General features: G+C 40.0%; 23 protein-coding genes. 18 read left to right on the top strand and 5 right to left on the bottom strand.

Annotated features, from left to right (window positions below):
• The first annotated feature begins 145 nt into the window (after nucleotides 1–145).
• From ACYP5M_RS23760 to ACYP5M_RS23740, 5 genes are all read left to right on the top strand, one after another.
• A complete protein-coding gene (locus tag ACYP5M_RS23760; protein WP_459735599.1) occupies nucleotides 146–853 on the top strand; it encodes an extracellular solute-binding protein in 708 nt (235 codons plus the stop codon).
• A 21-nt stretch (nucleotides 854–874) separates the two neighbouring features.
• Nucleotides 875–1,345, top strand: a complete 471-nt coding sequence (locus ACYP5M_RS23755) for a COG4315 family predicted lipoprotein (RefSeq protein WP_434167853.1) — start codon at nucleotides 875–877, stop codon at nucleotides 1,343–1,345.
• Between the two features lie 77 nt (nucleotides 1,346–1,422).
• Nucleotides 1,423–1,977, top strand: coding sequence for an RNA polymerase sigma factor (locus ACYP5M_RS23750; RefSeq protein WP_434167852.1), 555 nt, complete (start codon nucleotides 1,423–1,425; stop codon nucleotides 1,975–1,977).
• Complete coding sequence (locus tag ACYP5M_RS23745) at nucleotides 1,978–2,700, top strand: anti-sigma factor domain-containing protein (protein WP_434167851.1); 723 nt, start codon at nucleotides 1,978–1,980, stop codon at nucleotides 2,698–2,700. It begins immediately after the preceding gene.
• Between the two features lie 286 nt (nucleotides 2,701–2,986).
• The gene (locus tag ACYP5M_RS23740; protein WP_434167850.1) at nucleotides 2,987–3,682 is read left to right on the top strand and encodes a YjjG family noncanonical pyrimidine nucleotidase; all 696 of its coding nucleotides are present in this window, start codon (nucleotides 2,987–2,989) and stop codon (nucleotides 3,680–3,682) included.
• Between the two features lie 79 nt (nucleotides 3,683–3,761).
• On the opposite strand, the gene ACYP5M_RS23735 is transcribed toward ACYP5M_RS23740, so the two are convergent.
• Complete coding sequence (locus tag ACYP5M_RS23735) at nucleotides 3,762–5,060, bottom strand: MFS transporter (RefSeq protein ID WP_434167849.1); 1,299 nt, start codon at nucleotides 5,058–5,060, stop codon at nucleotides 3,762–3,764.
• Nucleotides 5,061–5,491: 431 nt separating this feature from the next.
• Here ACYP5M_RS23735 and ACYP5M_RS23730 point away from each other — a divergent pair, with 431 nt between their 5' ends.
• The 3 genes from ACYP5M_RS23730 to ACYP5M_RS23720 all read left to right on the top strand — a co-directional run bounded on the left by ACYP5M_RS23730 (nucleotide 5,492) and on the right by ACYP5M_RS23720 (nucleotide 6,584).
• A complete protein-coding gene (locus ACYP5M_RS23730; RefSeq protein WP_137019900.1) occupies nucleotides 5,492–5,671 on the top strand; it encodes an IDEAL domain-containing protein in 180 nt (59 codons plus the stop codon).
• A 286-nt stretch (nucleotides 5,672–5,957) separates the two neighbouring features.
• Entirely contained in the window at nucleotides 5,958–6,086 is a 129-nt protein-coding gene (locus ACYP5M_RS23725; protein WP_260359184.1) for a hypothetical protein, read from the top strand.
• Nucleotides 6,087–6,263: 177 nt separating this feature from the next.
• Complete coding sequence (locus tag ACYP5M_RS23720; protein ID WP_053533860.1) at nucleotides 6,264–6,584, top strand: antibiotic biosynthesis monooxygenase family protein; 321 nt, start codon at nucleotides 6,264–6,266, stop codon at nucleotides 6,582–6,584.
• Between the two features lie 708 nt (nucleotides 6,585–7,292).
• Here ACYP5M_RS23720 and ACYP5M_RS23715 read toward each other — a convergent pair.
• On the bottom strand, nucleotides 7,293–8,696 hold the full coding sequence (locus ACYP5M_RS23715; protein ID WP_260359183.1) for a sigma-54 interaction domain-containing protein: 1,404 nt from the start codon (nucleotides 8,694–8,696) through the stop codon (nucleotides 7,293–7,295).
• A 303-nt stretch (nucleotides 8,697–8,999) separates the two neighbouring features.
• Here ACYP5M_RS23715 and speB point away from each other — a divergent pair, with 303 nt between their 5' ends.
• The 9 genes from speB to ACYP5M_RS23670 all read left to right on the top strand — a co-directional run bounded on the left by speB (nucleotide 9,000) and on the right by ACYP5M_RS23670 (nucleotide 17,913).
• The gene (gene speB, locus ACYP5M_RS23710) at nucleotides 9,000–9,998 is read left to right on the top strand and encodes an agmatinase (RefSeq protein WP_101223388.1); all 999 of its coding nucleotides are present in this window, start codon (nucleotides 9,000–9,002) and stop codon (nucleotides 9,996–9,998) included.
• A gap of 99 nt (nucleotides 9,999–10,097) precedes the next feature.
• A complete protein-coding gene (locus ACYP5M_RS23705) occupies nucleotides 10,098–11,537 on the top strand; it encodes a sodium:solute symporter family protein (RefSeq protein WP_434167847.1) in 1,440 nt (479 codons plus the stop codon).
• Between the two features lie 24 nt (nucleotides 11,538–11,561).
• A complete protein-coding gene (locus ACYP5M_RS23700; RefSeq protein WP_260359181.1) occupies nucleotides 11,562–12,341 on the top strand; it encodes a class II aldolase/adducin family protein in 780 nt (259 codons plus the stop codon).
• Nucleotides 12,342–12,430: 89 nt separating this feature from the next.
• On the top strand, nucleotides 12,431–13,420 hold the full coding sequence (locus ACYP5M_RS23695) for a D-2-hydroxyacid dehydrogenase (protein WP_434167846.1): 990 nt from the start codon (nucleotides 12,431–12,433) through the stop codon (nucleotides 13,418–13,420).
• A 155-nt stretch (nucleotides 13,421–13,575) separates the two neighbouring features.
• Nucleotides 13,576–13,668 (top strand): putative holin-like toxin, encoded by a 93-nt coding sequence (locus tag ACYP5M_RS23690; protein WP_220126990.1) that lies wholly within the window; start codon nucleotides 13,576–13,578, stop codon nucleotides 13,666–13,668.
• A gap of 253 nt (nucleotides 13,669–13,921) precedes the next feature.
• Nucleotides 13,922–14,494: a TetR/AcrR family transcriptional regulator gene (locus tag ACYP5M_RS23685; RefSeq protein WP_137019904.1), complete on the top strand. Its 573-nt coding sequence runs from the start codon at nucleotides 13,922–13,924 to the stop codon at nucleotides 14,492–14,494.
• A gap of 61 nt (nucleotides 14,495–14,555) precedes the next feature.
• The gene (locus ACYP5M_RS23680) at nucleotides 14,556–15,983 is read left to right on the top strand and encodes an MDR family MFS transporter (RefSeq protein WP_101223383.1); all 1,428 of its coding nucleotides are present in this window, start codon (nucleotides 14,556–14,558) and stop codon (nucleotides 15,981–15,983) included.
• Nucleotides 15,984–16,190: 207 nt separating this feature from the next.
• Entirely contained in the window at nucleotides 16,191–17,249 is a 1,059-nt protein-coding gene (locus ACYP5M_RS23675; RefSeq protein WP_101223382.1) for an alkene reductase, read from the top strand.
• 142 nt (nucleotides 17,250–17,391) lie between these two features.
• Nucleotides 17,392–17,913 carry a P-loop NTPase family protein gene (locus ACYP5M_RS23670; RefSeq protein ID WP_434167845.1) on the top strand — a complete coding sequence of 174 codons (522 nt, stop codon included), beginning with the start codon at nucleotides 17,392–17,394 and terminating at the stop codon, nucleotides 17,911–17,913.
• Between the two features lie 460 nt (nucleotides 17,914–18,373).
• On the opposite strand, the gene ACYP5M_RS23665 is transcribed toward ACYP5M_RS23670, so the two are convergent.
• From ACYP5M_RS23665 to ACYP5M_RS23655, 3 genes are all read right to left on the bottom strand, one after another.
• Complete coding sequence (locus tag ACYP5M_RS23665) at nucleotides 18,374–19,780, bottom strand: M20 family metallopeptidase (protein WP_377450457.1); 1,407 nt, start codon at nucleotides 19,778–19,780, stop codon at nucleotides 18,374–18,376.
• A gap of 36 nt (nucleotides 19,781–19,816) precedes the next feature.
• Entirely contained in the window at nucleotides 19,817–21,076 is a 1,260-nt protein-coding gene (locus tag ACYP5M_RS23660) for an amidohydrolase (RefSeq protein WP_434167844.1), read from the bottom strand.
• Nucleotides 21,077–21,196: 120 nt separating this feature from the next.
• Nucleotides 21,197–22,726 (bottom strand): AbgT family transporter, encoded by a 1,530-nt coding sequence (locus ACYP5M_RS23655; protein ID WP_434169729.1) that lies wholly within the window; start codon nucleotides 22,724–22,726, stop codon nucleotides 21,197–21,199.
• 481 nt (nucleotides 22,727–23,207) lie between these two features.
• Between ACYP5M_RS23655 and ACYP5M_RS23650 the strand changes: the two genes are divergently transcribed.
• Entirely contained in the window at nucleotides 23,208–24,512 is a 1,305-nt protein-coding gene (locus ACYP5M_RS23650) for a helix-turn-helix domain-containing protein (RefSeq protein WP_377412996.1), read from the top strand.
• The last annotated feature ends 331 nt before the right edge of the window (nucleotides 24,513–24,843 follow it).

The raw sequence follows: 24,843 nt of genomic DNA, 5'->3' as shown, positions 1-24,843 counted from the left end.
ACAATTTTTTTCAAACCGATTTGAAGTTTGTCCCGTTATCTATAGTACAAAGGCTTTTTAGAAGGGAGAGAGAATAGACTTGAAAAAGGTCATTTTTATCGGGTGGATATCATTGATGCTAGTACTGTTAGGATTTTCACCGGAAATGGGTGCGAAACGGGGGCAAGCTGTCAACGACGTCGTAAAAGTATATGGACCAGGTGGACCTCTTGGACCAATCAAGGAAGTGGCGGAACAATTCACCAAAGAAACCGGGATAAAAGTTGAAGTAACAGCGGGACCCGAAGAAAAATGGATTGATCAAGCCAAACGGGATGCGGATATCATTTATGGAGGGTCGGAGTATATGCTAACAGATTTTATGCATGATCATCCGGAGGTCCTTGAAGAAAAAAATCGTACAGAATTGTATACACGGTCAGCTGGCATCCTGGTTAGAAAAGGAAACCCAAAGAATATACAGTCCCTGGAGGATTTAACGAATAAGGGCGTAAAGATTGTGGATGTTAATGGAGCTGGGCAACTGGGGCTATGGGAAGATTTGGCTGGAAGGAAAGGATTGATTCCTGGAATTAGCAGGAATATTGACATTTCAGTGAAGTCCAGTGCTGAAGCTATCGATCTATGGAAGGCAAATTCAAAATTGGACGCTTGGATCACATATGAATCCTGGCATTACCGTCTGGCGGATGTGACGGACCTGGTTCGGCTCCCTGAGGAAGACAAGCTCTATAGAGGAACCCCGATAAGCATAACGAGTAAGAGTGAAAACAAGAAAAAGGCAAAACAATTCATTGATTATCTTAAAACGGAAGAATCCCATCAAGTATTTCAAAAATGGGGATGGAAGTAAATTGACGAGGAGTGAGAGTATATGAAAAAGTGGATGGTATTTACAGTTTTTATGATGGTTCTAGCTTTGGCGGCATGTGGAAATGAAGCTAATGATTCATCCCAAAATGATCAAGTGGTTAGTGGTACTGCCGATGAAAAAGCAGAAACCCTAAAATTAATGGAAAGTGAAACAACAGGCGAATACTTGGCTGATTCGAAGGGAATGTCACTTTACTTTTTCAAGAATGATAAATCAGGAAAAAGCAATTGCATCGGTGATTGTCTGAAAAAATGGCCGCCGTTCATGGAAAGGGATTTTGCTGTTCCAAAAGGATTTGAGGAAAAAGACTTTGGAACCATTGAAAGGGAAGATACAGGGGAAGAGCAGGTAACGTACAAAGGTTTTCCGCTCTACTATTTTGTGAATGATAAGGCAGCGGGAGATGTCAATGGCGAAGGCGTGAAAAATGTTTGGTATATTGTAAATAACAAGACGGTTTTTCCAAAATAAGAAAAAGGGACGATCATTGATGGTCGTTCCTGTTACACGTTTTTTCCAAATTTACTGGTGAGGAGTTGCAGGTGCGATTGAAAGAAAAACTTGATAAGGAATTGATGGCATTAGTAATGAAAAAGCATCGTCCTGCTCTGGAAGAACTTTATGACAGGCATATTAAATTAATCTATGGTTTTATTTTTAAGTTCACAAATGGAAATCCTGATAAAACCAAAGAGATTGTGCAGTTGGTCTTTTTAAAGCTCTGGACCACAAAAAGCAGCTACAATTCCGAAAAGGGGCACTTTGTAAGCTGGCTTTTGACCGTTACACGAAATGTGTGTGTGGATTATGTCCGTAAAGACAGCGTTCATATTCGGAATAATAAACACATGGACATGAGTCGTCCAATTGACATAGAAGATCCGAATAATGATATAGAAAATGGGCTATTACACAGTGAAATTGCCAATGCAAAAAGTAAGTTAAGCAAGCCGCAAAAAAGACTGATTGATTTACTGTATTGGAAAGGGTACTCGTTAACCGAAATTGCCAAAATTGAAAATGAACCGGTTGGTACCATCAAGAGCAGACTTCACCAGTCGCTTAAATTATTGAAAAAGCATTTGGAAGTAGGTGGTTTGTAAATGAATACAGAGTGCGCTAACCTGCTTTCATTTTTATCGGGTGAACTGGGTGAAAAAGAAAAAAAAGCATTCGCGGAACACTTAACACAATGCTCTGAATGCACTAGGGAGTATGAACAAATGACGGAAGCCTGGAAGTCATTGAAATGGGATTTCGAAGAAAAAGAACCCTCTTCTTCCCTGAAATCAGAGGTTATGAATTTTGTCTTTGAGACGGATGATGAAGTTCCGGTGAGAAGGGAAAAGAATTGGAGGCGTTTTTTCTTTAAGCAGTTTACACCAGTAACTTCAGGTCTTTTGTTGGCAGCGCTAGTTTTTGCGTTTGTGCTGTTATATTCCAATATTCAACTGAAAAAAGAACTTGCGGCCATCAATCTGCCAATGGAGGTTAAAACGTCGCTATCTTTGCAGCCTTTCGATAAGACGGCTGTAAATATGAATACGGACGGTTCTGCATACATTTTGCAGCAAGGAGAAGAAAGACGGTTAATCGTGCAAATTCAGAATTTGCCTAGCCTTCAAGAGTCCGAGGTGTATCAGGTTTGGTTGCTGAAAGATGGAAAGCGGACTAATGCAGGAACTTTCAAGCCTGATGATGCAGGCACAGGATCATTGACATACAAACTGTCCATTAATGATAAATTCAATCAAATTGGCATCACAAGAGAACCAGACTCAAATAGTACAAAGCCGAGAGGAGAGAAAATAGTTGGCTCTTCATAAAAATAAGAGACTTGCCCGCAAAGGGAAGTCTCTTATTTTCTGTTGGTATTTAAAATGATAGCTGTGCGTCATAGAATAAACGCCATGGTCATGACAGAGTAAATATGATAACAGTTTGCCATTAGGAGTCATCCTCCATAAAGAACCATACAAAAAAGGATAGCCTTTGAAGCTGTCCTTTTTGTAGTTTTCCAAGCTTGCAGTATTTATTTAGCATGTATCTAATAAGTTATACGTAATTAAAGGAAATGTGTTAAGTTGGACTAAAATGATAATGGAGGCAGCGATGAAATACGAGATTATCTTATTTGATGTTGATGATACATTGCTAGACTTTGGAATATCGGAAAAAAATGCACTGCATGAAGCTTTCTTAGAGTTCGGTTTGCCTACAGGGGCGGAGGATTATGCGGGATGCTACCAAGAAATCAGTAAGGTATTATGGAGGGATTTGGAACAGGGGATTATTGATTTAGCAAATCTGGGAGTGGAAAGGTTCAAGCGGTTGTTCCTGAAGCATGGGCTTGATATCGATGCGGATGCGTTCGGCCGTGTGTACCTAAGACATTTGGGAAAGGAAATACATCTTCTGCCCGGGGCTTTGGAGGTTTGCGAGAAGCTTGGAGGATGCAGGCTGGCGATTATAACTAATGGCTTCACGACAGTGCAGACAGCAAGAATAGGGGGGTCACGCCTTTGCAATACGTTTGAGACTTTGATAGTTTCCCAAGAGGCTGGGTTTCAGAAGCCTGATAGAGGGATTTTTGATTATGCATTTACGAAGTTAAAGATTACAGATAAATCGAAAGCGTTGATAGTGGGCGACTCCTTGACATCAGATATACAGGGCGGCTTGAATTATGGAATGGATACATGCTGGTACAATCCCCATCAAAAGGATAATAATCTGGGAATCAGCCCCACCTATGAAATCCGGACGTTGACCGATCTTTTGGAGATTGTGGGAATTAAGGAAGTTTAGACAGGTATGTGCTTTCTAAAAAACAGAGGCCGGTTGTCCAAGTGAAAGGACGTGCAGCCTCTGTTATTAGATTTTAGAATCAGTTCAAATCCAGCTCTTGTGGATTGAGTGTTTGATCACTTTTGATCCTTCTGCTGAAATGCGGTGATAATATACAAAGCGCCAGGGAAATTGCGAGACCTGCCATCATGAATCCGCCAAATACCAGAGGGGATGGGCCATATGATTCCGCCATCGTGGTCCAGATCAGCGGACCGAAACCTGCAATGGCTGCCGCGACCTGATAACCGACAGATAGTCCTGTATAACGCACCTTGGCTGGAAAGAGCTCCGAGAATAACGTCCCTTGTGTAGAAAAAATGGCTCCCCAGATGACGCCGAGTACAACTGCCTGCATAAAGTAGAACCAGCCGGCTCCTTGCCCGATCATTGTGAAATATGGGATGGCCAAGATGAAAAGGAGAATCAGGCCCCCAAAATAGATGATTTTTCGGTCGATAAAATCGGAAATGTAACCAATGACAGGAATGGTTACTAGCATTGTAGCGCAGCCAATCGTTAAACCGGTCAAGGCTGACTCTTGGGAATAACCAAAATACAGTGTAGTAAAGACGAGAACATAGGACATGATGAATACATTGAAGAACCCATCCCCAATTTTTAGTCCGATCACTTGCAGCACACTTCTCCAATCGTGTTTCAACGTTTCAATAATGGGAACTTTCGCAAGATCGCCGCTATCTTTCTGCTGTTGGAATTCCGGCGTTTCTTCAATGCCACTCCTTACCCAGATTGCCAATGCAATCAGTACACCGCTTAAAAGGAATGGAATCCGCCAACCCCAAGATAAAAATTGGGCATCGGTTGTCAAGGAACTGATAAGGGTCAGGCTGAACGAACCGGCAACCAAACCGATGGGGACCCCTAGTTGGGGAATTGATCCATATAACCCACGGACACCCTTTGGAGCAGATTCCGTTGCCAATAGGATGGCTCCGCCCCATTCACCTCCCAAGGAAATCCCTTGAATTAACCTCAGCACCACCAAGATGGCGGGGGCTGCCAACCCAACCTGGGCATAAGTGGGCAGAACACCGATAAGCATTGAACTCCCTCCCATACCAATAAGGGTGAACATGAGTGCTGCCTTCCGTCCGATGCGATCACCCATATGACCGAATAGGATACTCCCGATTGGTCGGGCTGCGTAACCAGCCCCGAAAGTGACAAAGGCGAGAAGAAGTGAAATGGCAGGATCATGATTGGGGAAGAATAGAGTTGTAAAAACCAGGCCAGTAGCTGTCCCGTATAAATAGAAATCATACCACTCAATAACGGAACCGGCTAAACTTGCGAAAAGAACTCGACTTTTTTTCATGATAAATGCTCCTTTAATGCTAAGTTTTTCATCAAAATTGTTTTCAACAATAATAAAGCCGAAAAGAACAAAAATGATGGTTAATGAATATAAGTAAAAAACTGGATTATTTAGATTATTTTAGAGGGCTTATCCATACCGGTCAACATATTTCTGACTTTTCTGAAAAAAATGAAGCGAATAACTTAGCTCCAATCACCTGTAATGGAATATAATTAATTCTAAAGTAATGGAAATAAACGATTCGATATTCCCGGATAAAATGAAAAGTTTTAAATTCAAATCATTTAGTATTTTTTATGTATGGAAGAGTGGCAAAGTGGAAATCATGTGGATAAGGAAATAAAAAAGAGGAAAGGAGAAGTTAATAAATAATAATAATCTCCAAGTTATTTAGTATAATAGAAAAAAGGTTAAGGAGTTGGTTTCGTATGGAGAAGCAATTGCCAGGAACATCGCTTGAACCTGAAGAGATGGCTGAAATGGTTTTGAAAAAGGCCCTTAGTGATTACCGGAAAGCACAAATCGAAAAAGAAATCGATCACTCATTAAGAAATCGTGATAAGGAAGAGTTCCTGCGATTAACTGAAATATTGAAGGGCATTTCATGAAATTTTATACACTGTGAACAAGACAAGTAGTAATTGATTAAGAAAGTGCACCTAAAAGGCCAGCATAGTTTAAAAATATAAATATGTAGCTTTATATAACTGGAACATTCTAATTAAATAGCAATCTTTAGTATTATAATATTTTACATTGTAAGCGCTTTCTTGTATAATCAAATAAAGAAAACAATGGAGAGAAGTTATGGATTTCGGCAAATGGCAGAATTCACTGGTATTAGTGCCCTGAAAAGGTTTATGCACCGGGATAAAAACTAAAGGGGGAAAAGTTATGAAAAAGAATGGAGTGTCGTTAGTTGAATTTGTTCAGGAGGATCGTTTCGAACTCAGCTCCTACATTACTTCTTTATTTAATAAACTGAATGACTATGTTCCTAAAAGTCTTAAAGATAAAAGGTGAATGACAATAAAAAGTGGGTCAGGAAGATATGCCATAACTTCCTGATCCATTTTTTATTTTGTTTTTGGATTTGGAGTTTTAAGTAGTGCACTTAAGTCGAAGTCTCAATAATTGACAATGAGAATCGTTATCGAATAAAATGATTCATTATAAGTATATCGATTGGAGTTGTTCAGATTGTTCGTCCAGATGAGAAAAATGGTGGTAAAAGAAGGTAATGCAGAACAAGTAGTAAAACGGTTCAGTGGGGAAGGGATCATAGAAAAGCAGGAAGGGTTCATCGATTTAAGTGTGATGGTGAAAAAAGTGCGTCGCGGGGATGAAGAGGTCATCATTATGATCAATTGGGAGTCGGAGGCGCATTGGAAGCAGTGGGAAAAGAGTGAAGCCCATATCGCAGGCCATAAAGCGAACCTTGGGAAACCAAAGCCTGAATATATCGTCAGTTCGGAAGGATCATTATATGAAGTGAAAGCTATAAAAAAGGCCGTGAAATAACCGACTATAAGCTAGCCTGTTAAATTCGGTACAATAGAAAAGATATTCCTAAGTTACTGGGTGGAATATCCCATTTCTCAATCATCGTGTTAGCATAAGGATGCGGAATGGTTACCGTTTACATATAATGGCTTACCTTCACTAAAAATTCAGGCTCCCATTATGGGTGCCTCTTTTTTATTCAACTCAAAATAGGATATATGTAATTCCAATTCTGTTGATATAGTAAAATATCTTTTATTTTCATTAAAATGGAGACAATCATGGAAATGTGAAGAAAAGGGAGCAGGAAGTAACAGGTGCAACCGTACAAAGGGAATAATGAGCTACTGGATCAACCGGTACAACAGGAGAAGTGGGGGCAATCGGTTTACGCTTCCAAGTAACCAAAATTCAGGTCATTCACAGTGAATGGAACCAACACTGTGTTTACCGTTGTGACTGGTCGCTAACAGTTGGTGAGGGGCTTCACTGACGATCATCCGTTTGAATTAATGTGAGATGTAACTTTAATAATTTGGAAACGTGATATTTTGAATCCCATTCAACTTGAATGTGGATTTTTTTGAGGGACTTTTTATTGGTATTATTGTCGATAATCTTCATAGTTTCACTTCGAATTGCTGTCATATAAGGCTTCAAAATGCGCCCTTAGCTTTAATTAGCTAAGGGCCATTCATGGTTTACAGGGATTTTAGTCAGATGCATTTACAAATACTCTTTGTATTTCTTTAATTTATAGATGACTGTTGGCTGGCTGATGCCTAAATGTTCTGCCATTTCGTATGTGGTTTTACATTGTTTCCATGCTTTTGCAATCAGTTGCATTTCAACCTTTTCCAGTGTCTTCTTTAAATCGAAATTCTCTTCACCTTCCTGTTCGATTGCCAGGAAGGTGGAATCTTCAGGCTGTTCTATTTGCCCTGTGATGGATTGGGGAAGGTGTTCGGGAAATATAATGGGCTCTTCGATGGTCAGGATTAGCCGTTCAATTAAGTTTTCTAATTCCCGTATATTTCCGGGCCAATGATAATGAGTCAAAATTTCATAAGTCGATGGATGGATTTTTTTGAATTTCTGGTATTTATCATTGGTTTTCTGTAAGTAATGCTGAATTAAGAGAGGGATATCTTCTTTACGTTCATGTAATGCCGGTATTTGGATGGGAATCACATTCAAACGATAAAATAAGTCCAATCTGAACTTACCTTGACTTACCATCTCCTTCAAATCTTGATTAGTTGCTGCAACCAGGCGGAAGTTAATATGGTTTTCTTTTTTTCCGCCGATGCGCTTTATCTTTTTTTCCTGTAATACTTTCAGTAATTTAGCTTGCATGGCAAGTGGGAGTTCCCCGATTTCATCTAAGAAAAGCGTCCCGCTGTCAGCCTGCTCAATCAGGCCTTGCCTCCCTTGTTTATTTGCCCCTGTAAATGATCCCGGCTCATAGCCGAATATTTCTGATTCAAACAAACTTTCAGGTATCGTGCTGCAATTCACTTCGATAAAAGGCTCTTTCTTTCGGTTGCTTTGGTCATGAACAGCACGGGCAAAAGTGCTTTTCCCTACACCGGAAGGTCCTAATAAGAGAATCGTGGCATCGGTTTTTGAAACATTATGGATCGTTTTTAAAATATGCTTCGTTTCATTACTTCTGGCAATCAAATAATGGTAATCCAGTTCCTTCTCTCTTAAATCCTCGACTTCCGTTTGATAGCCTTTTATTTTTCGTTGTAATTGCTCAAATTGATCCTGCAATTGCAAAATCTCGGTTTGATCCTGACCATAGCTGATTACCCTAACGAGAAGTCCTTCCTTATTAAAAATGGGATAGCCTGTCGACATGACAACATGACCCGTTTTCGTTTCTTGCATTATGCGCTTCGCTTTCTTTTCTTTTAAAACGATCGCATTGATGGAAGGCGTGAGAAGGCCTTCACTTTCTAATTGATAGACGGAGGTACCGATATAAGAGTCACTTTTCATACCATAAATCTCCCAAAGTTTTGGGTTGGAATATAAAATGATCCCATCTTGATCGGTAATGAGAATGTTATTATTCGATGTTTCAATAATCTTATTTAGTTCTTCCTCCAGCATATCATCGTACATAAGTTCCGCTCCTTTGGGTTTTGGGATGCTGTTTAATTAAAATATAAATCAAAAAGTCCAAATAATCAAAAAAAAAATCAAAAAACAAGAAAATGATTAAGTTTTTAATCAGTTGAATGAAACAAAATGACGAAAAGCCCCATATACCACAGCAAAATAGTTGGCCTGAATCTTGCTTATGTAATAGATAGAAATAGAAATTCCATAGCCATTCTATTAGAAAAGATGAAAGTTTGTAGGGCAGCTGCAATTGCAGTGGTGTGAAAAAAATTATGGCAGAATTAGAATTTAGGAGGATGTTACATGATGAAGTATCAACCGAAAGACTCATTCAAATCACCCCGTTTTTGTGGAGTGCGTACGTTTATGCGGCTCCCGTTTGTTGAACGGGTAGATGAACATATGGATTTTGTCATTACGGGGATTCCTTTTGATTCCGGGCAATCATTTAGAACGGGTGCGAGATTCGGACCGGAGGCCATTCGCGATTTTTCAATCCTTTTACGTCCTTATAATCCAGAACAAGATATTAATATTTTTGACTATATATCAGGAATAGATTATGGGGATATCCCGATCATTCCGGGGTATATTTCTGAAACATATAAAAAAATCGAAGCAGAGCTTACCCCCGTCATTGAAAAAGGGATCATTCCCATTTCATTGGGAGGCGATCATTCCATTACACTAGGGGAGTTACGTGCGATCGTAAAAAAACATGGACCTGTTGCCCTGCTTCAATTCGATGCTCACTCTGATACTTGGGATAGTTATTTTGATCAAAAGTATAATCACGGAACCGTTTTTCGCCGTGCAATAGAAGAGGGGCTCATCGATGTATCGCGATCTCTTCAAATTGGTATGAGGGGCGGACTGTACGGACCGGAAGATCTTCAAGATGCCCGGGATTTAGGTTTGGGCGTTTATACGACAAACGATTATAAACGTCTCGGGGTTGAAAAGATGCTGGGGGTCATTCATGAGCGTGTTGCGAATGGTCCGGTGTTTTTATCTTTTGACATTGATTTTTTAGATCCGGTCTATGCTCCGGGAACGGGGACCCCTGAAGTGTCCGGTGCCAGCATTGATGATGCCTTGGCTTTGGTGAGAGGCTTGACGAATATAGATTTTGTTGGATTCGATCTTGTTGAGGTTTTACCATCATACGATCACGGACAAATCACGGCTGCCGCAGCCGCTAATATTGTCTATGAATTCATCACACTCATCGCCCTCGCAAAAAAAGGGAAACTGGAGAAAAAAGAGAGAGTCGGAGATTTGGAAACCCAGCTTAACAATTAGTTCCTTCATTTAACTGTAAAGAAGGAAGGAATCGCTGAAGTCCTTTCTTCCCTCTTTACAAAGCGAAAGAACAATACAAGCCCAAAAGGAGATGTGTAAATGCATATTTTGGATATATCGATCATGATTCTATATTTTTCTGTTTTAATCATTGTGGGAGTAATCGGATCCAAACGGGCAAAAACAGCAGATGATTTCATTGTGGCAGGACGTAATCTTGGTCATTTTATGTATTTATCCTGTTTAGCTGCTGTGATATTAGGGGGGGCTTCTACTCTAGGGACAGCAAAGTTAGGTTATCAGTTTGGGATATCCGGTATTTGGCTAGTGGTGATGATCGGGCTCGGCATAATCGCTATCGGGTTGTTTTTAACAAATAAGATATTTAATTTAAAAGTATTGACGATCAGTGAAATGCTTGAGAAGCGCTACAACTCTCAGACAAGATTGATCAGTGCACTTGTCTCTGTTATCTATACATTCATGCTGACTGTAACGCAAGTGATTGGGATGGGGACGATTTTACATGTTTTGGCTGGCTGGAATTTAACGGTTTCCATGATAGTCGGGGGTGGGATCGTATTATTTTATACAATATTAGGAGGTATGTGGTCAGTCACCATGACTGATGTCGTGCAATTCGTCATCATGACGATCGGCATTTTCTTTGTCATGCTTCCGATGAGCATCTCTAAGGCAGGAGGGTGGGGCTCGCTTAAAGAAAATCTCCCTGCCTCACATTTCGAATTAGGCAACATTGGCGGAGAAACAATTTTTCAATATTTCCTACTATTTACTCTAGGGGTAGTTGTTGGCCAAGATATTTGGCAGCGTCTTTTTACCGCACGAACCAAAGCTGTTTCTCGTGGCGGAACGGTTGGAGCGGGAATATATAGTGTTTTTTATGCGATTGCAATCAGTATCATTGGAATGTGCGCTTTTATTATCCTTCCTGATTTAGGCGATCCCCAAAATGCATTTACCAGTATAGCGATGGAAACTTTACCTGCTGGCCTATTGGGGGTTGTCATTGCAAGTGTGGTTTCGGCCCTAATGTCCACAGCTTCAGGAACTTTGCTCGCTTCGTCAACTTTAGTTGTTAATGACATCATTAAAAAATATATCGGTCCGGGAATGAATGAACGTCAATTTTTAAAAACATCCCGAATTACAACTTTAACGATTGGTGTATTGACCATAATCGTTTCGATATGGATTCAAGATATTTTAGTTGCATTGGATGTAGCTTACGCAATTTTATCCGGTGCTGTGTTCTTTCCGATCATCCTTGGCTTCTTTTGGAAAAGGGTCACGGCTACAGCGGCATTTTACTCGATTCTGGCCAGCATGATCGTTATTATTGTCGGATTGGTGATTAATGGACCTTCCTCCACTCAACCAATCCTGTACGGGCTCGCTACTAGTTTTGTCGTCATTACTACGATCACTCTCCTAAGTCCGAATAATGATCAAAGAAACAAAAGTGAAGTGAAGCAAGATATAAAGGGCAAAGCAGACATGGACACAATGGCTAATTGATGGTCCGGCAAAAAAACGGAAAAATTGAGGAGGAAAGTAAAAATGACAAAGACAATTTCCCTGCAACCCGCAACATTCAATACATTGGAAGAAGAGCGCATTCACAGGAAGGAACGGTTGGCAGCTTCTTTCCGTCTTTTTTCAAAGTTTGGTTTCGATGAAGGGATAGCCGGCCATATTACGGTCCGTGATCCTAAATATACAGACCATTTCTGGGTTAATCCGTTTGGGATGCATTTTAGTCAAATTTCCGTTTCGGATCTAATATTGGTCAATCATAAAGGTGATATTGTAGAGGGTGAACATTCTGTGAATGGTGCTGCCTTTGCCATTCATTCTGAAATTCATAAAGCGCGACCGGATGCCATTGCAGCGGCACATGCTCATTCAGTCTATGGAAAGACATGGTCTTCCTTAGGGAGATTGTTAGATCCGATTACGCAAGATGCCTGCCAATTTTACAGAGATCATGCATTATTTGATGATTTTACGGGTGTGGTTTACGCATCCGAAGAAGGGAAACGCATTGCTAAGGCTTTAGGTCAATGCAAAGCTGTCATCCTCCGTAACCATGGATTGTTAACTGTAGGCCAGTCTGTAGATTCAGCTGCGTGGTGGTTCATAACGATGGAACGTTCATGTCAAGCACAGATAATGGCTGAGTCTGTAGGTAAGCCTATTTTTATAGAAGAAGAGTATGCAAAGTTAACGGCAGAACAAACGGGAACGGAATATGAGGGATGGCTGAGTTTTCAGCCTCTTTGGGACAGAATCAGAAAAGAGCAGCCAGATTTCTTGAGGTGACCATAAAGCAGGCATGGTCTAATCTGCAACGGATTGTTTTCCCATAAAAGAGGGAAAAGGGTATCGTAGGTTCTTGAGGAGGTTTTATAATGTCCGATTCTAAGAAAACAGCACCTTCACTCTATATCAGGGTCGATATACCGGAAAAATACATCAATCAGTTTAAGGAGATTTGTTCAGAAGTTGTTGTCGAGCCATGGGAGTTCGGTGAACCTGAACCACAACCAACAGATGATCTATCGAAGTTTGATGTCATTTATACGCTGGGGCTTCATGATAATCTTAACATTATAAAAAAAGCTCCAAATATTAAATGGGTCCATTCAGACACTGCTGGAGTGGAGGCCATGCTGAATGAAGATATACAAAACAGCGATGTCATCATCACCAATGTCAAAGGCTGCACATCTGTCCCAATAGCGGAGCATACAATTGCGATGCTGTCTTCATTAGCAAGAGGTGTACCGACAATGATCAGAAATCAAATAAACAAAACTTGGGTTGAAATTCCTGTGAAAGATCTCGAGAATGCGACAGTGGGGATAATTGGGTATGGGGATATTGGCTATGAGATAGCAAAGAGATGTAAAGCACTTGGTATGACCGTTATTGGGTGCCGCCGGAATCCCTCCAAGAGGAACACGGAATATGAACCTGCTGATTTGATAATGGGAATGGATCAAGTGGATGAGGTCCTTTCCAGTTCCGACTTTGTCGTCTTGGCCCTTCCGTTTACAAAAGATACATCATACTTTTTTAATAAAGAACGCTTAAATAAAATGAAAAAGGGCAGCTATGTAATTAATGTCGGCCGAGGTAATACGATTGTTGATGAAGATTTAATTAATTCCTTGAGCAATGGGCACATAGCAGGAGCGGCTCTAGATGTGTTTGAAGTAGAACCTTTACCTAAGGACCATCCTTTCTGGCAGCTGGAAAATGTCATGGTTTCCCCACATAATGCTTACAACTCTTCCAAACACCTAGATCGTGTTATGGAATTATTCCTGAAAAATTTAAAGCTTTATTCTGACGGTAAACCCTTAATGAACGTTGTAGAAAAAAAACTTGGTTATTAACAGTAATCGGTCTTTTGAAAAGAAATTCGAATGGAGTACAAGGGCAGACCCTATTGGGTTTGCTTATTTTTTGTTTAAAAGCCACTGCTTCATCTTTTTTTTGTATAGGACAATCTCTGATCAGGAAAAGCTGGATATAAGGAGGCGATGTATGAATGGGTACTTTCGAAGTTATTTCCCTGATGCTAAGCTTTGGCATGTTTGTAATTGCTATTCTTGATTTCAAAAATCATGACAAGAATCCTTGAAGATATTGAGGCAGGACGATGTGTTTGATTAATAATGGAAGCGTTTTAAAAAATGCCGGGTTGTTTAAGAAGGTATTGATTTTCACGATTTTTTAAACTTGCAGAGAACACCATTAGGAGGTGTTCTTTTTTGTTTCCAATGAGTTTCAATCGCATATTCAATGCATACATAAGTATCATCTTTGACAAAACAATGATATACAAGTATAGTCTCTAATAGACCGGTTGATATAATTCAAGGAGTGATCCAGCTATGGCAGAGAAACGAAACTCTAAAGACATTCTTATTGAAGCTGCTTCCCGACTTTTTCGAATACGTGGATATTATGGTGTAGGGCTTAAAGACATTATTGAGGAAAGTGGAATCCCAAAAGGTTCTCTGTATCATTATTTTCCGAAAGGCAAAGAAGAATTGGCGATAGAGGCGATAATTCATACTAAAGAATTCGTGATAGATGAAATTCAACGAGGCTTTGATGAAATCGATGACCCCATCAAAGCCATTCAGGCTCATATTTTTCAATTATCCGAGGTATTTGGGGATAGTGAAAATCTATTAGGACTGCCAATCGGAACGATTGCAGCGGAAACATATACGACGAGTGAGCAGATAAGAACGGCCTGCCAAGAAGCGATAGAAGATTGGCAATCCATATATGTGAAGAAATTACTCGAGGCGGAATTCAGTGAGAAACGGGCAAAAGAATTGAGTATCGTAATTAATGCTTTGATTGAAGGCGGTATCCTTTTATCCTTAACGGCGAAAAGCGGGGAACCTCTCCAAGCCATTGCCGAACAGATACCATTATTGCTGATAAATAAATAAGTCATACGAAAAAATTATCTTAAGCTTAGGTCGAACAGTTAGTAATTGGAGGAAATATTTTATGTCTACAGATGCAACACAGCAACAAAAACCAGTCATTAGAACGACTCCCATTTTAATTGCATTTTTAATTGCAGGGTTCATTGGGTTATTCAGTGAGACGGCATTAAACATGGCTCTGGGTGATCTAATACAAGAGTTCAATGTCAGTCCTTCCACCGTGCAATGGCTGACAACGGGTTACCTATTAACATTGGGGATATTGGTTCCCGTTTCGGGACTCTTGATTCAGTGGTTCAATACTCGTCAATTATTCATTGCCTCAATGGTATTCTCCATCATTGGGACGCTAATTGCAGCAATTGCACCTGGGTTCGGCATCTTGATGCTAGCCCGTGTCATCCAGGCAATCGGAACGGGTCTTTTATTGCCTCTCATGTTCAATACCATTTTATTGATTTTCCCTATCCATAAAAGGGGAGCGACGATGGGATTGATGGGGCTGGTGATCATGTTTGCCCCAGCAATCGGGCCGACAGTTTCAGGTTTGATTATTGAAAACCTGAAGTGGAATTACATTTTCTGGGTGTCTTTGCCGTTCTTTGTGATCGCTTTACTATTCGGTCTCAAGTATATGCAAAACGTTTCAATAATCACCAAACCTAAAATTGACGTACCATCCATTATTTTATCAACCATTGGTTTTGGCGGAATTGTTTATGGCTTTAGTATTGTCGGAGAACAAGGATGGAGCAATGCGATAGTTCTTTCCTCTATCATTGTCGGACTTATAGCGCTCTTCCTGTTTGCTGTAAGACAATTCAACATGGATAAACCGATGATTGACTTGCGCGTTTTTAAATACCCGATGTTCACATTTGGTTTAATAACCGTCTTCATCACCTTCATGATCATCATGTCATCAATGATTCTCTTACCGCTATACCTGCAAACCGGACTTGCATTAGCTGCATTTTCTGCTGGGCTGGTACTATTACCGGGTGGAGTGCTTAATGGTATCATGTCTCCGGTTACGGGGCGCATTTTTGATAAGTTCGGTCCAAGAGGGTTAGTGATCCCTGGCTTCATTATCATGATTGTCATGTTATGGACCTTGACGAATGTAACGACTGAAACGACGATCATTATGGTAGTCGTCATGCATTCCCTCCTTATGATTGGTGTTTCGATGGTCATGATGCCGGCCCAGACAAATGGGCTGAATCAACTGCCGAAAAATCTTTATCCGGATGGAACTGCTCTAATGAATACATTGCAACAAGTATCAGGGGCTATCGGTACAACCGTTGCCATTACAATCATGTCAGCATCCCAAAAAAATTATATGGCAAATGCAGAAGATCCGTTCGATCCATCTGCCATTAGCGGTTCATTGACTGCAGGCGTTCAAGATGCCTTTATTTTCGGTCTTGTCCTTGCAATCATTGGTTTGATCGTGTCTTTTTTTATCAGAAGAGCACGAGACTAATAAGATATTAATGAAGAAAAATAAATTAGCCAGCAGGGAAAGTAATTTTCTCTGTCTGGCTTTTTCATTGGTCTTTATTACCATATTTTATCAAAAGCGCTAAAATCAGAGTGAATTATTTGAAAATTAACCACTTATCGGATAATCTTACACAATGAAAGTTACTAAAATTTAGCTCAGGTAAAGCGGTTAACGGGAGGAACTTATATGAAAACAATAAAAACCAAAATGTTTGAACCTGTAACAATAGGTGCATGGAACTTAAAAACAAGAACGGCTATGGCTCCTATGACACGTTCGTTTGCCGATAACGAAACTGGTGTTGTGAATGACCTGACCGTAGAATATTACCGAAAACGGGCTCAAGATGGAATCGGACTTATCATTACTGAAGGTGTAGTGATTTCACCAAGAGCAAAGGGCAATCCTGGAGTTCCCGGTATATATACTCAAGAGCAAATCAACGGCTGGAAAAAAGTAACGGAAGCAGTACACGCTGAAGGCGGAACGATTATTGCGCAAATCTGGCATGTGGGCCGTGCAAGTCACCATGAAATTGCAGGAGGACTTCCTCCGCAGGCTCCGTCACCTATCGCTGCAGAAGGTAAGGTTTCACGATTCGGCAAACCTTTTGACACTCCTGAAGAAATGACAGAGACGGATATTGCAGAAGTTGTGAACCAATATAAACAAGCTGCAAAGAATGCAATGGTTGCTGGTTTTGACGGCGTTGAAATTCATGGTGCACATGGCTACTTAATAGACCAGTTCAATTCTGACACCTCCAATGAAAGGACCGATCGGTACGGTGGTGATTTAAAACAGCGTCTGACATTTATGAAGGAAGTGCTAAAAGCAGTTATTGATGCGGTTGGAGTGGAACGTACCCTTATTCGTTTCTCGGCTTTGAAAATTGACCAGCCGTCTTACATGTGGGAAGACCCTGAAAAAGCGATCCAAACATTTATTGAAGCGTTCAATGAAACAGGAGTCAAAATGATTCACCCATCCACGATGGAATTTACCAAACCGATTGCAAGAGGATTGACCATGCATGAATTGGTACGCAGCCACTGGGATGGAATCATAGTCGGTGTGGGCGGGCTTGATCCTGAAACAGCAGAAGCAGCACTGGAAAAAGGCATCATTGACGTTGCGGCGATTGGCCGTCCGCTTATAGCCAACCCGGATTATCTGGCACGAATTAAGAAAGATGAAAAACTTGTTGATTACGAGGTAAAGAAACATTTAGGGCATCTGATTTAATAGAGATAAAATGTAAGGCTGGCTTGTTCTTTGACAGGACACCGCAGCAACCATACTTCATTTTCTAAAACTGATGCGATTCTTCTTCAAGAAGGGTCGCCTTTTCTTATGAACATAAAAGGGGAGAGTGGATGGTATATCAATGGAACGTATCATGGTTATCGGAGTGTCCGCGGGTGTCGGAAAATCTACTTTTGCAACAAGGCTTGGAGATCATTTGAATATCGAAGTATATCATTTGGATACATTCTACTGGAGGCCTGGCTGGGTGGAGGCTCCTTTAGAGGCTTTTATTTCTGCCCAGAAGAAGGTATTGAGTCATGACAAGTGGATAATGGAGGGCAACTATAGTAATTCTTTTAATTTACGTTCGGAGCTTGCCGATACGATTATTTATTTAGAACTTCCTCTCCGTGTTTGCCTTTACCGGGTTATAAAACGTTGGTTGTCTAATATAGGTAAAACAAGGCCGGATATGGGCAAAGGCTGCAATGAAAAATTAGACTGGCAGTTTATTAAATTTATCATGACCACCTACTTTCCTCGCAAGAAAGAAATGAAAGCCAGATTTGCGGATCTTCAAAAGAGTGACCCTGAAAAGGTAATAGTTATTTTAAAAAGAAAGCAAGAAATTGAAGGATATCTGTTGAATGTGATGGGATAAGCTTTTTTACCATAAATTTTTATGACACTTAGAGGTTTCCGGGAGTTAATATAAAGCCAAAATGGAAAAGGGACCTTCCAATCGAAGATCCCTGAGACTGTAGACAAATTCGAAGAAATCGAGTTTACCACAGTTTTTTTATGGCTTGTACAATTTGGACGTAGATTTCCGATCCAGGCACTCGCTTTCCGCGGGCGGTCCGCGAGCCTCCTCGGCTTGCGCCTGCGGGGTCTCCCTAGACGCACTTTTCCCGCAGGAGTCTCGCACCTTTCTCTCCAATCAACTTTGTTCTAACATATAGATAAAACCCATACTTGAGGAGTTGAAGGTGTTGGTTTGGGAACATCTTTTGATGAAAGATATGTTTTCCGAACCCCTTTTTATACATAATAAGTTTCCATGAACTAAATTACCATATATCTACGGACAATTGAAGATTACTGCAACTCACCAATCTAGTCTATCTTTTAACTAAAGGCTTTACATCTTGCGGAATAGGGGAGACATAGCTTTTCCCTTTTAATCGTTCTTTTAGCTCCGTTTTTGCCTTTTCAATTAATTCCGGATTTTGAAGTACTTCCACTGCAGTTGCCGCAATAACCTTGCCAGCATGAAGCATTCCATTATGGGCAATGGATGTTGATCCCAGTGTAACCCACTGCCAGCTATGCAAAGGTGACCCAAGAACAAAACAAGCTGTTGTGCATTGGGCAGTAGGAACGATCCAACTAACATCTCCCACATCCGAGGAACCTGTTAATGGCGCTTGGAAGCCCTCAATGGGTTCTAACCAATTTGCCAATGCATCATCTTGATTATCTTTAAAAGGATTGATTGTACTGTTCCTTTCTTGTTCGGTTAAGGTAGCGCGGACTTCTTTGGCAAGCTGTTTTTCCTTATCATCGTGTTGTGGAATACCTAATTCTTGAAAATTCTTGTACATGACGGATTCTAGCACATTGTTTTGGATAACATTGGAACAGGCTTTATCGAAAACGATTTCTAATTCAGTTCCTGTCATAAGGGCAGCTCCTTTAGCAATATTACAAACTCTCAAGTAAATATCTTGAACTTGTGAAACTTCCGGAGCTCGTAATAAATAAAGAACTTCTGCATCTTGTTGGACAACATTAGGCGATAATCCACCTGAATTCGTTATTGCATAATGGACTCTTGCTTCTTGAATAATATGCTCTCTTAAATAGTTCACGCCAACATTCATAAGTTCTACGGCATCTAAAGCACTCCGTCCCAAATGTGGTGATGCTGCTGCATGAGAGCTTTTGCCTTTAAACTTATAATACACTTGGAAATTGGAAAGCGAATCCATCGACATAACGCCGTTAACATCTAGTGGGTGCCAACAAAATGCAAAATCAACGTCATCGAACAAACCTTCTCTGACCATGAAGGTTTTACCTGATCCGCCTTCTTCTCCTGGACATCCATAATAACGAACTGTCCCATTTATATGATTCTCTTCCATATAATCCTTCACTGCAACAGCTGCAGCTAAAGATCCCGTACCAAGTAAATTGTGACCACATCCATGGCCATTTTCACCTTGTACTATTGGCTCTTGTTTAGCTGTAGCTTTTTTTTGACTCATACCTGACAGCGCATCAAATTCTCCCATGATTGCCACAATAGGTTTACCGGTTCCAAAGCTACCGATAAATGCCGTTTCTATGTTTCCAACACCTTTTTCAACAGAAAATCCTTCGTTTTCTAACGTGCTGCATAGCAATTCAGCAGATTGATATTCTTCAAAGCGTGTTTCCGCAAAATTCCATATACAGTCACTGACTTCAATGAATTTTTCTTTTTTTTGTTCAATGATTTCCGATAATCTATTTACATGTGTCATTTTACACTCTTTCCTTCCTATATATATTCTGAAGAATTATTTTAATAGGCGTCTTGCAATTAAATTCAAAAGTTCTGCACTCCTTGGTAAAACTTCTTCTTGAATATCGAATTTAGGGTGGTGATGTGGTGCAGGAATATCAGTCCCAATAATCATATATGTCCCTTTCCCGCCATTATCCTGTACTCTTCGAATCATAAAACTTGCATCTTCGCTACCAGCAGAACCGGATTCCCTGCATGCTTTGATTGTTGAAAAACCATCTACATTCCTGGCTTCTTCCATGGCCAGTTCGACAAGTTCTTGATCACAACGAATCGTAATTGCTTGACCTATGATTTCAATTTCATGTTCAAGCTCATGCATACCTGCACTATGAGCCACGATATTTCGAACACGTTGCTCCACTTCAGCATTTGTTTCTTCAGATACAGACCGGGTCTCAATGACCATTTTTGCATACGCAGGAATAATGTTAGCGGCTGTTCCTCCGTTAAGAATACCTACATTTATGCGGGTAGAACCTGAACTGAATCTTGGAATAGCATGTATATTTAATAATGCGGTGGCTGCTCCTAACAATGCATTTTTCCCTTTTTCCGGAGAAGCACCTGCGTGAGAAGATACCCCATGAAAATGGGCAGCCATTTTCGTACTTGCTAAAAAGCCGGAAGAACCACCATGAAATTCTCCTAGGGGGACATCTGTGCCAAGGTGCAGACAATATAAATAATCCACATCATCCAAAATCCCTTTTTGTACAACTGAATAGGCACCGCGTACTCCCTCTTCAGCAGGTTGAAAAATAAGCTTTACCGTTCCTGCAAAATTCCCATCCGCTAATTTTTCAGCAAGTCCTAAGCCAATTGCTGTATGGCCATCGTGTGCACAGGCATGCATATTCCCTTCATATTTGGAACGAAAACCGTTCATTTGCGGGAAGTGGTCAGAATCAGTACTTTCCGTAACAGGCAATGCATCCATATCAAAGCGGAAAGCTACGGTTGGGCCATCAGTTTTTCCTTTTAATAAACCAATGACGGCAGTATATCCACCCTTCATTTCTTGGAGGATTTTAGGGTTGGCGCCATCTTGTAATGCTCTATTAAATGTTTCCTCTAATACTTCTATAGGGGGGACTCCACGGCGAGAATCACCATCTAAAGCATCTTTTCCAAATATCACGTTATATTTCAGAGAAGTTAGTGCTTCTACTACCTTTGAAGCAGTTCGAAATTCCGTAAAGCCAACTTCTGGATGTTGATGAAGATCACGTCTTAAAGAAATAATATCCAATTCGTTTCACTCCTAATTTATTAGATGATAATTCATATAATACGATTTGGTGTCCAGACCAAGCAGCCCAGCCCCTCAAGTCGGATAAGGGGCATGCGGGGCGCTTGAGACTTTTTCAAATTACGGTAATTTCGGATATACTCCGGGACCAATTGGGAGGCCAAGGAAATACCAAACGACTACCAATAGCGTCCAAATGATGAAGATGATAATCGGATAAGGCAAAATAAGAGAATAATAAGTTCCTAGTTTTGCATCTTTTCGATACTCTTGTAAGAAACTTAAGAATAGTGGGACAAATGGAGATACAGGTGCCAATGGCAGTACAGATGAATCTGCTACCCTGAACAACATTTGGGCGAAGGCAGGATGATAGCCTAATACCATGAACATTGGGACAAAAACGGGTGCCAATATAGACCATATTGCAGATCCGCTAGCAATGAACATGGAAAGAAGTCCAGATAAGAACATTAGCCCAATTAGGACAGGTGCACCTTCTATGTTTAGCTGTTCCAAGAGATCTGTGATGGATAAAGCCAAAAATTTACCCATATTACTCCAGTTAAAGCAAGCGACAAACTGGGAAAGCGGGAAAACCATAATAATAAATCCGGCCATTCCTTTAATTGGGTCCACCAATAATTCCGGAATGTCATTTTGTTTCTTGATTGCTCCCACCTTAACTCCATAAGTAATGGAAACTGTAAAAAAGAAGAGTAAGATGATTGCGACAATTCCAGACATGAATGGAGAGGGGAGAATGGCTCCAGTTTCTGGATTTCGTAATAGGGCTCCTTCTGGAACGACTAGAACGACCATAACAGCTATAAAAATCAATGCTGAAATACCTGTAGCCAGGAGTGCTTTGTTTTGTTGCTTCGTTAATTGCTCCAATTTTTTATGCTGACCGCTACCTTCATACTTTCCTAAGCGCGGCTCGACAAATTTATCTGTAATCAAGGATATAACTACCGTGAGTACGAGAACGGAAGTCGCCATGAAGAACCAGTTATCAGTAACATTAACGGTCAAATTTGCATTCATGCCTTTCGCTACTTCCGAACTAATTCCTGAAAGCAAGACATCTGTTGTGACGATTAATAAGTTGGCAGTGAAACCTGAACCAACCCCAGCGATGGCAGCAAGCAACCCGGCAACAGGGTGACGTCCTACAGCAAGGAAAATTAAAGCACCAAGTGGAGGCATAATAACAAGCGCAGCATCAGAAGAAACATGACTAAAAAAGGCAACAAATACAACTAAATAACTAGCGTATTTCCCTGAGACTTTTAACGACATTTTCCGAATCAAAACCTCTAACAATCCAACTTTTTCCGCTAATCCTACTCCTAGCATAAGAGCTAAAATAGATCCCAGTGGTAAAAAGCCGGAAAAGTTTTTAATCATATTCGGCAAAATCCATTGGATGCCTTCACGGCTTAAGAGGTTTTGAACTTCCACTTTCTCTCCACTTATGGGGTCCGATGCCGAAACATGGAAGACTGATAAGAGAGAGGTTACAACAAATAAAAAGGCAATCATATAAATAAATAAGATAAAGGGGTGGGGGATCTTGTTTCCTATTCGCTCTACTCGATTGAAAAAACCACCCGTTTTATGATTTTGAAGATTAGTTGTATCTTTCATTACTTTTTGTTCCATTACATTCTCCTCCTAAACCTTCTTCCATTTGTAGTTTGTGCGTTTTGCACCATTCCATTTATAAACTTTTTCTCTAAACATAAACTCAAATTACCGTCTTTCATCCTTTGTGAACTTCATTAATTCCTTCCAATATTGATTTTTATTTAACGAATATTTAACGCTATTTTCGTTAAATGTATTATATAATTAAGAATAATCTATTTCAATAAAATTTTCAGAAAAAAGGGAAAATATTTTCTGGTAATTATTGTTAAATAAACATTGGGATTCGAAACCTTTAAATCAATAAGTCCTGTCACTCTTGTACTCACGATAGATAAGAAACCATATTAAGTAGCACCGTTTATTTATATCAAACGGTGCTTTACATGCTTTTATATTTTGAGCTCATTTTTTATTCCCTGTTAGGGTTGGTTATTTTGATATAATAAAACTAATAGTATGATGTAGGGGTGAAATAAACTTGTATAAAATTGGTGTTGTAGGTCCACTTTCATCTATAAAGAAAATTCGGGATGTTACTAATGAATTTGAACATGAAATAGATTTTATTGATTTTCCATATGAAGATGCACGTGAGGTAACGGACATTATAAAAAATCACCAAAGTACAGTAAATGGTTGGTTTTTCTCTGGACCAGTTCCTTATAGAATAGCAAAAGGAATGTTGGATTCAGAGGCCAATTTTACATATTGTCCTCCTGTAGGATCTAGTTTATATAGATGTTTATTACAAATGTCTGCAGATCAAAAACATTTTTTCGATAAGTTATCCATCGATATGATTCGATTGGAAGACTTTTTTTTGCATGAGTCGCTGCAAGAGCTAGGGATTTCCACCGAACATATTTATGTAAAAACATTTGATGAACAATATGATTATCAAGAAATTGTTCAATTTCATCTTCAGTTGTGGAGGGAAGGGGAGATACATGCTGTCCTAACCGTTTTACAATCTGTATATGAGGCATTGAAGAAAGAAAATGTTGCTGTCTACAAAATAAATATGACAAAGATGGAAATTCGGCAAGCGGTCAAGATTTTGATTGAAAAAGCAAAAAGCACCTATTTTAAAGATAGTCAGATAGGTGTAGAGATCATTGAAATTGATCAGTTTGATCAATTTGTGGACGAGGTTAATATTCGTTATCATCTGCAGCATGTGGAGCTTAAGATTAAACAAACATTACTTACATTTTGCGAAAAATTAGATGGCTCCCTCATTGAAAATGGAAACGGCCGCTATCAAATATTTAGTTCACGAAAGGCAATTGAACGGGAAATTGGCAGCTTGCAAAGTACTGTTCAACAACTGGCCCTTGAAATGGATGTCCCGGTTGCAGTTGGTATTGGTTTTGGTGAAACGGCTGCATCGGCAGAAATCAATGCCCGCAAGGCGATCCGTCATTCGAAGAAGCAAGACAGTTCCGGAATTGTCGTTATCCAAGAAGATGGTGTAATGATTGAATCCGTAGGTCAAGAAGAACAATTGGCCTATACCTTCCGTTCTAATGATAAAGAACTGCTAGATAAATTGAATCAGGCAAACATTAGTGTAAAAACGTATAAAAAGATAGAAGCATTGGTTGATCGTATGGGCTGGGACGGCTTCACTTCCTCAGACTTAGCTTCTCATTTATCCATGACCGTTCGAAATGCCCAGAGAATTATGAGTAGTTTGAGTGAAAGTGGTTTAGTGGAGTACAAAGGAGAAGAACTTCAATCACCTCGGGGAAGACCTCGTAAAATTTATATGTTAAAGAAGTAACACCTCGACGTTCTTGGTACGCAAAAAAAATATGGTAATGACTAGAATCGGTTGAAATGAACTGGTTAAGACCTTGTAAGCAATCGTGCTATTATATTTATAACAGAAAACATAATCTAAGGAGTATTGAAAAATTCATTTATGTACATAAAAAAGATGGGTACCAATCCGGAGGTAATTGAAAATTCTAAGCGGGATTCATTATCGATTCCTGTCCACGAATTATTTTTTTGTCGTTCTGCCAACTCTTTAGAGAAAAATTAGAAGGAGTATGGGAGTGAATGAGAAAAGACCTAGCTAAACATGGCGGGCTATTTTTTATCGGGTATTT

Source organism: Peribacillus sp. N1 (genome assembly GCF_054600815.1).
Note: the sequence above shows the minus strand (reverse complement) of the source record. Positions and strands in the feature narration are given on the sequence as shown.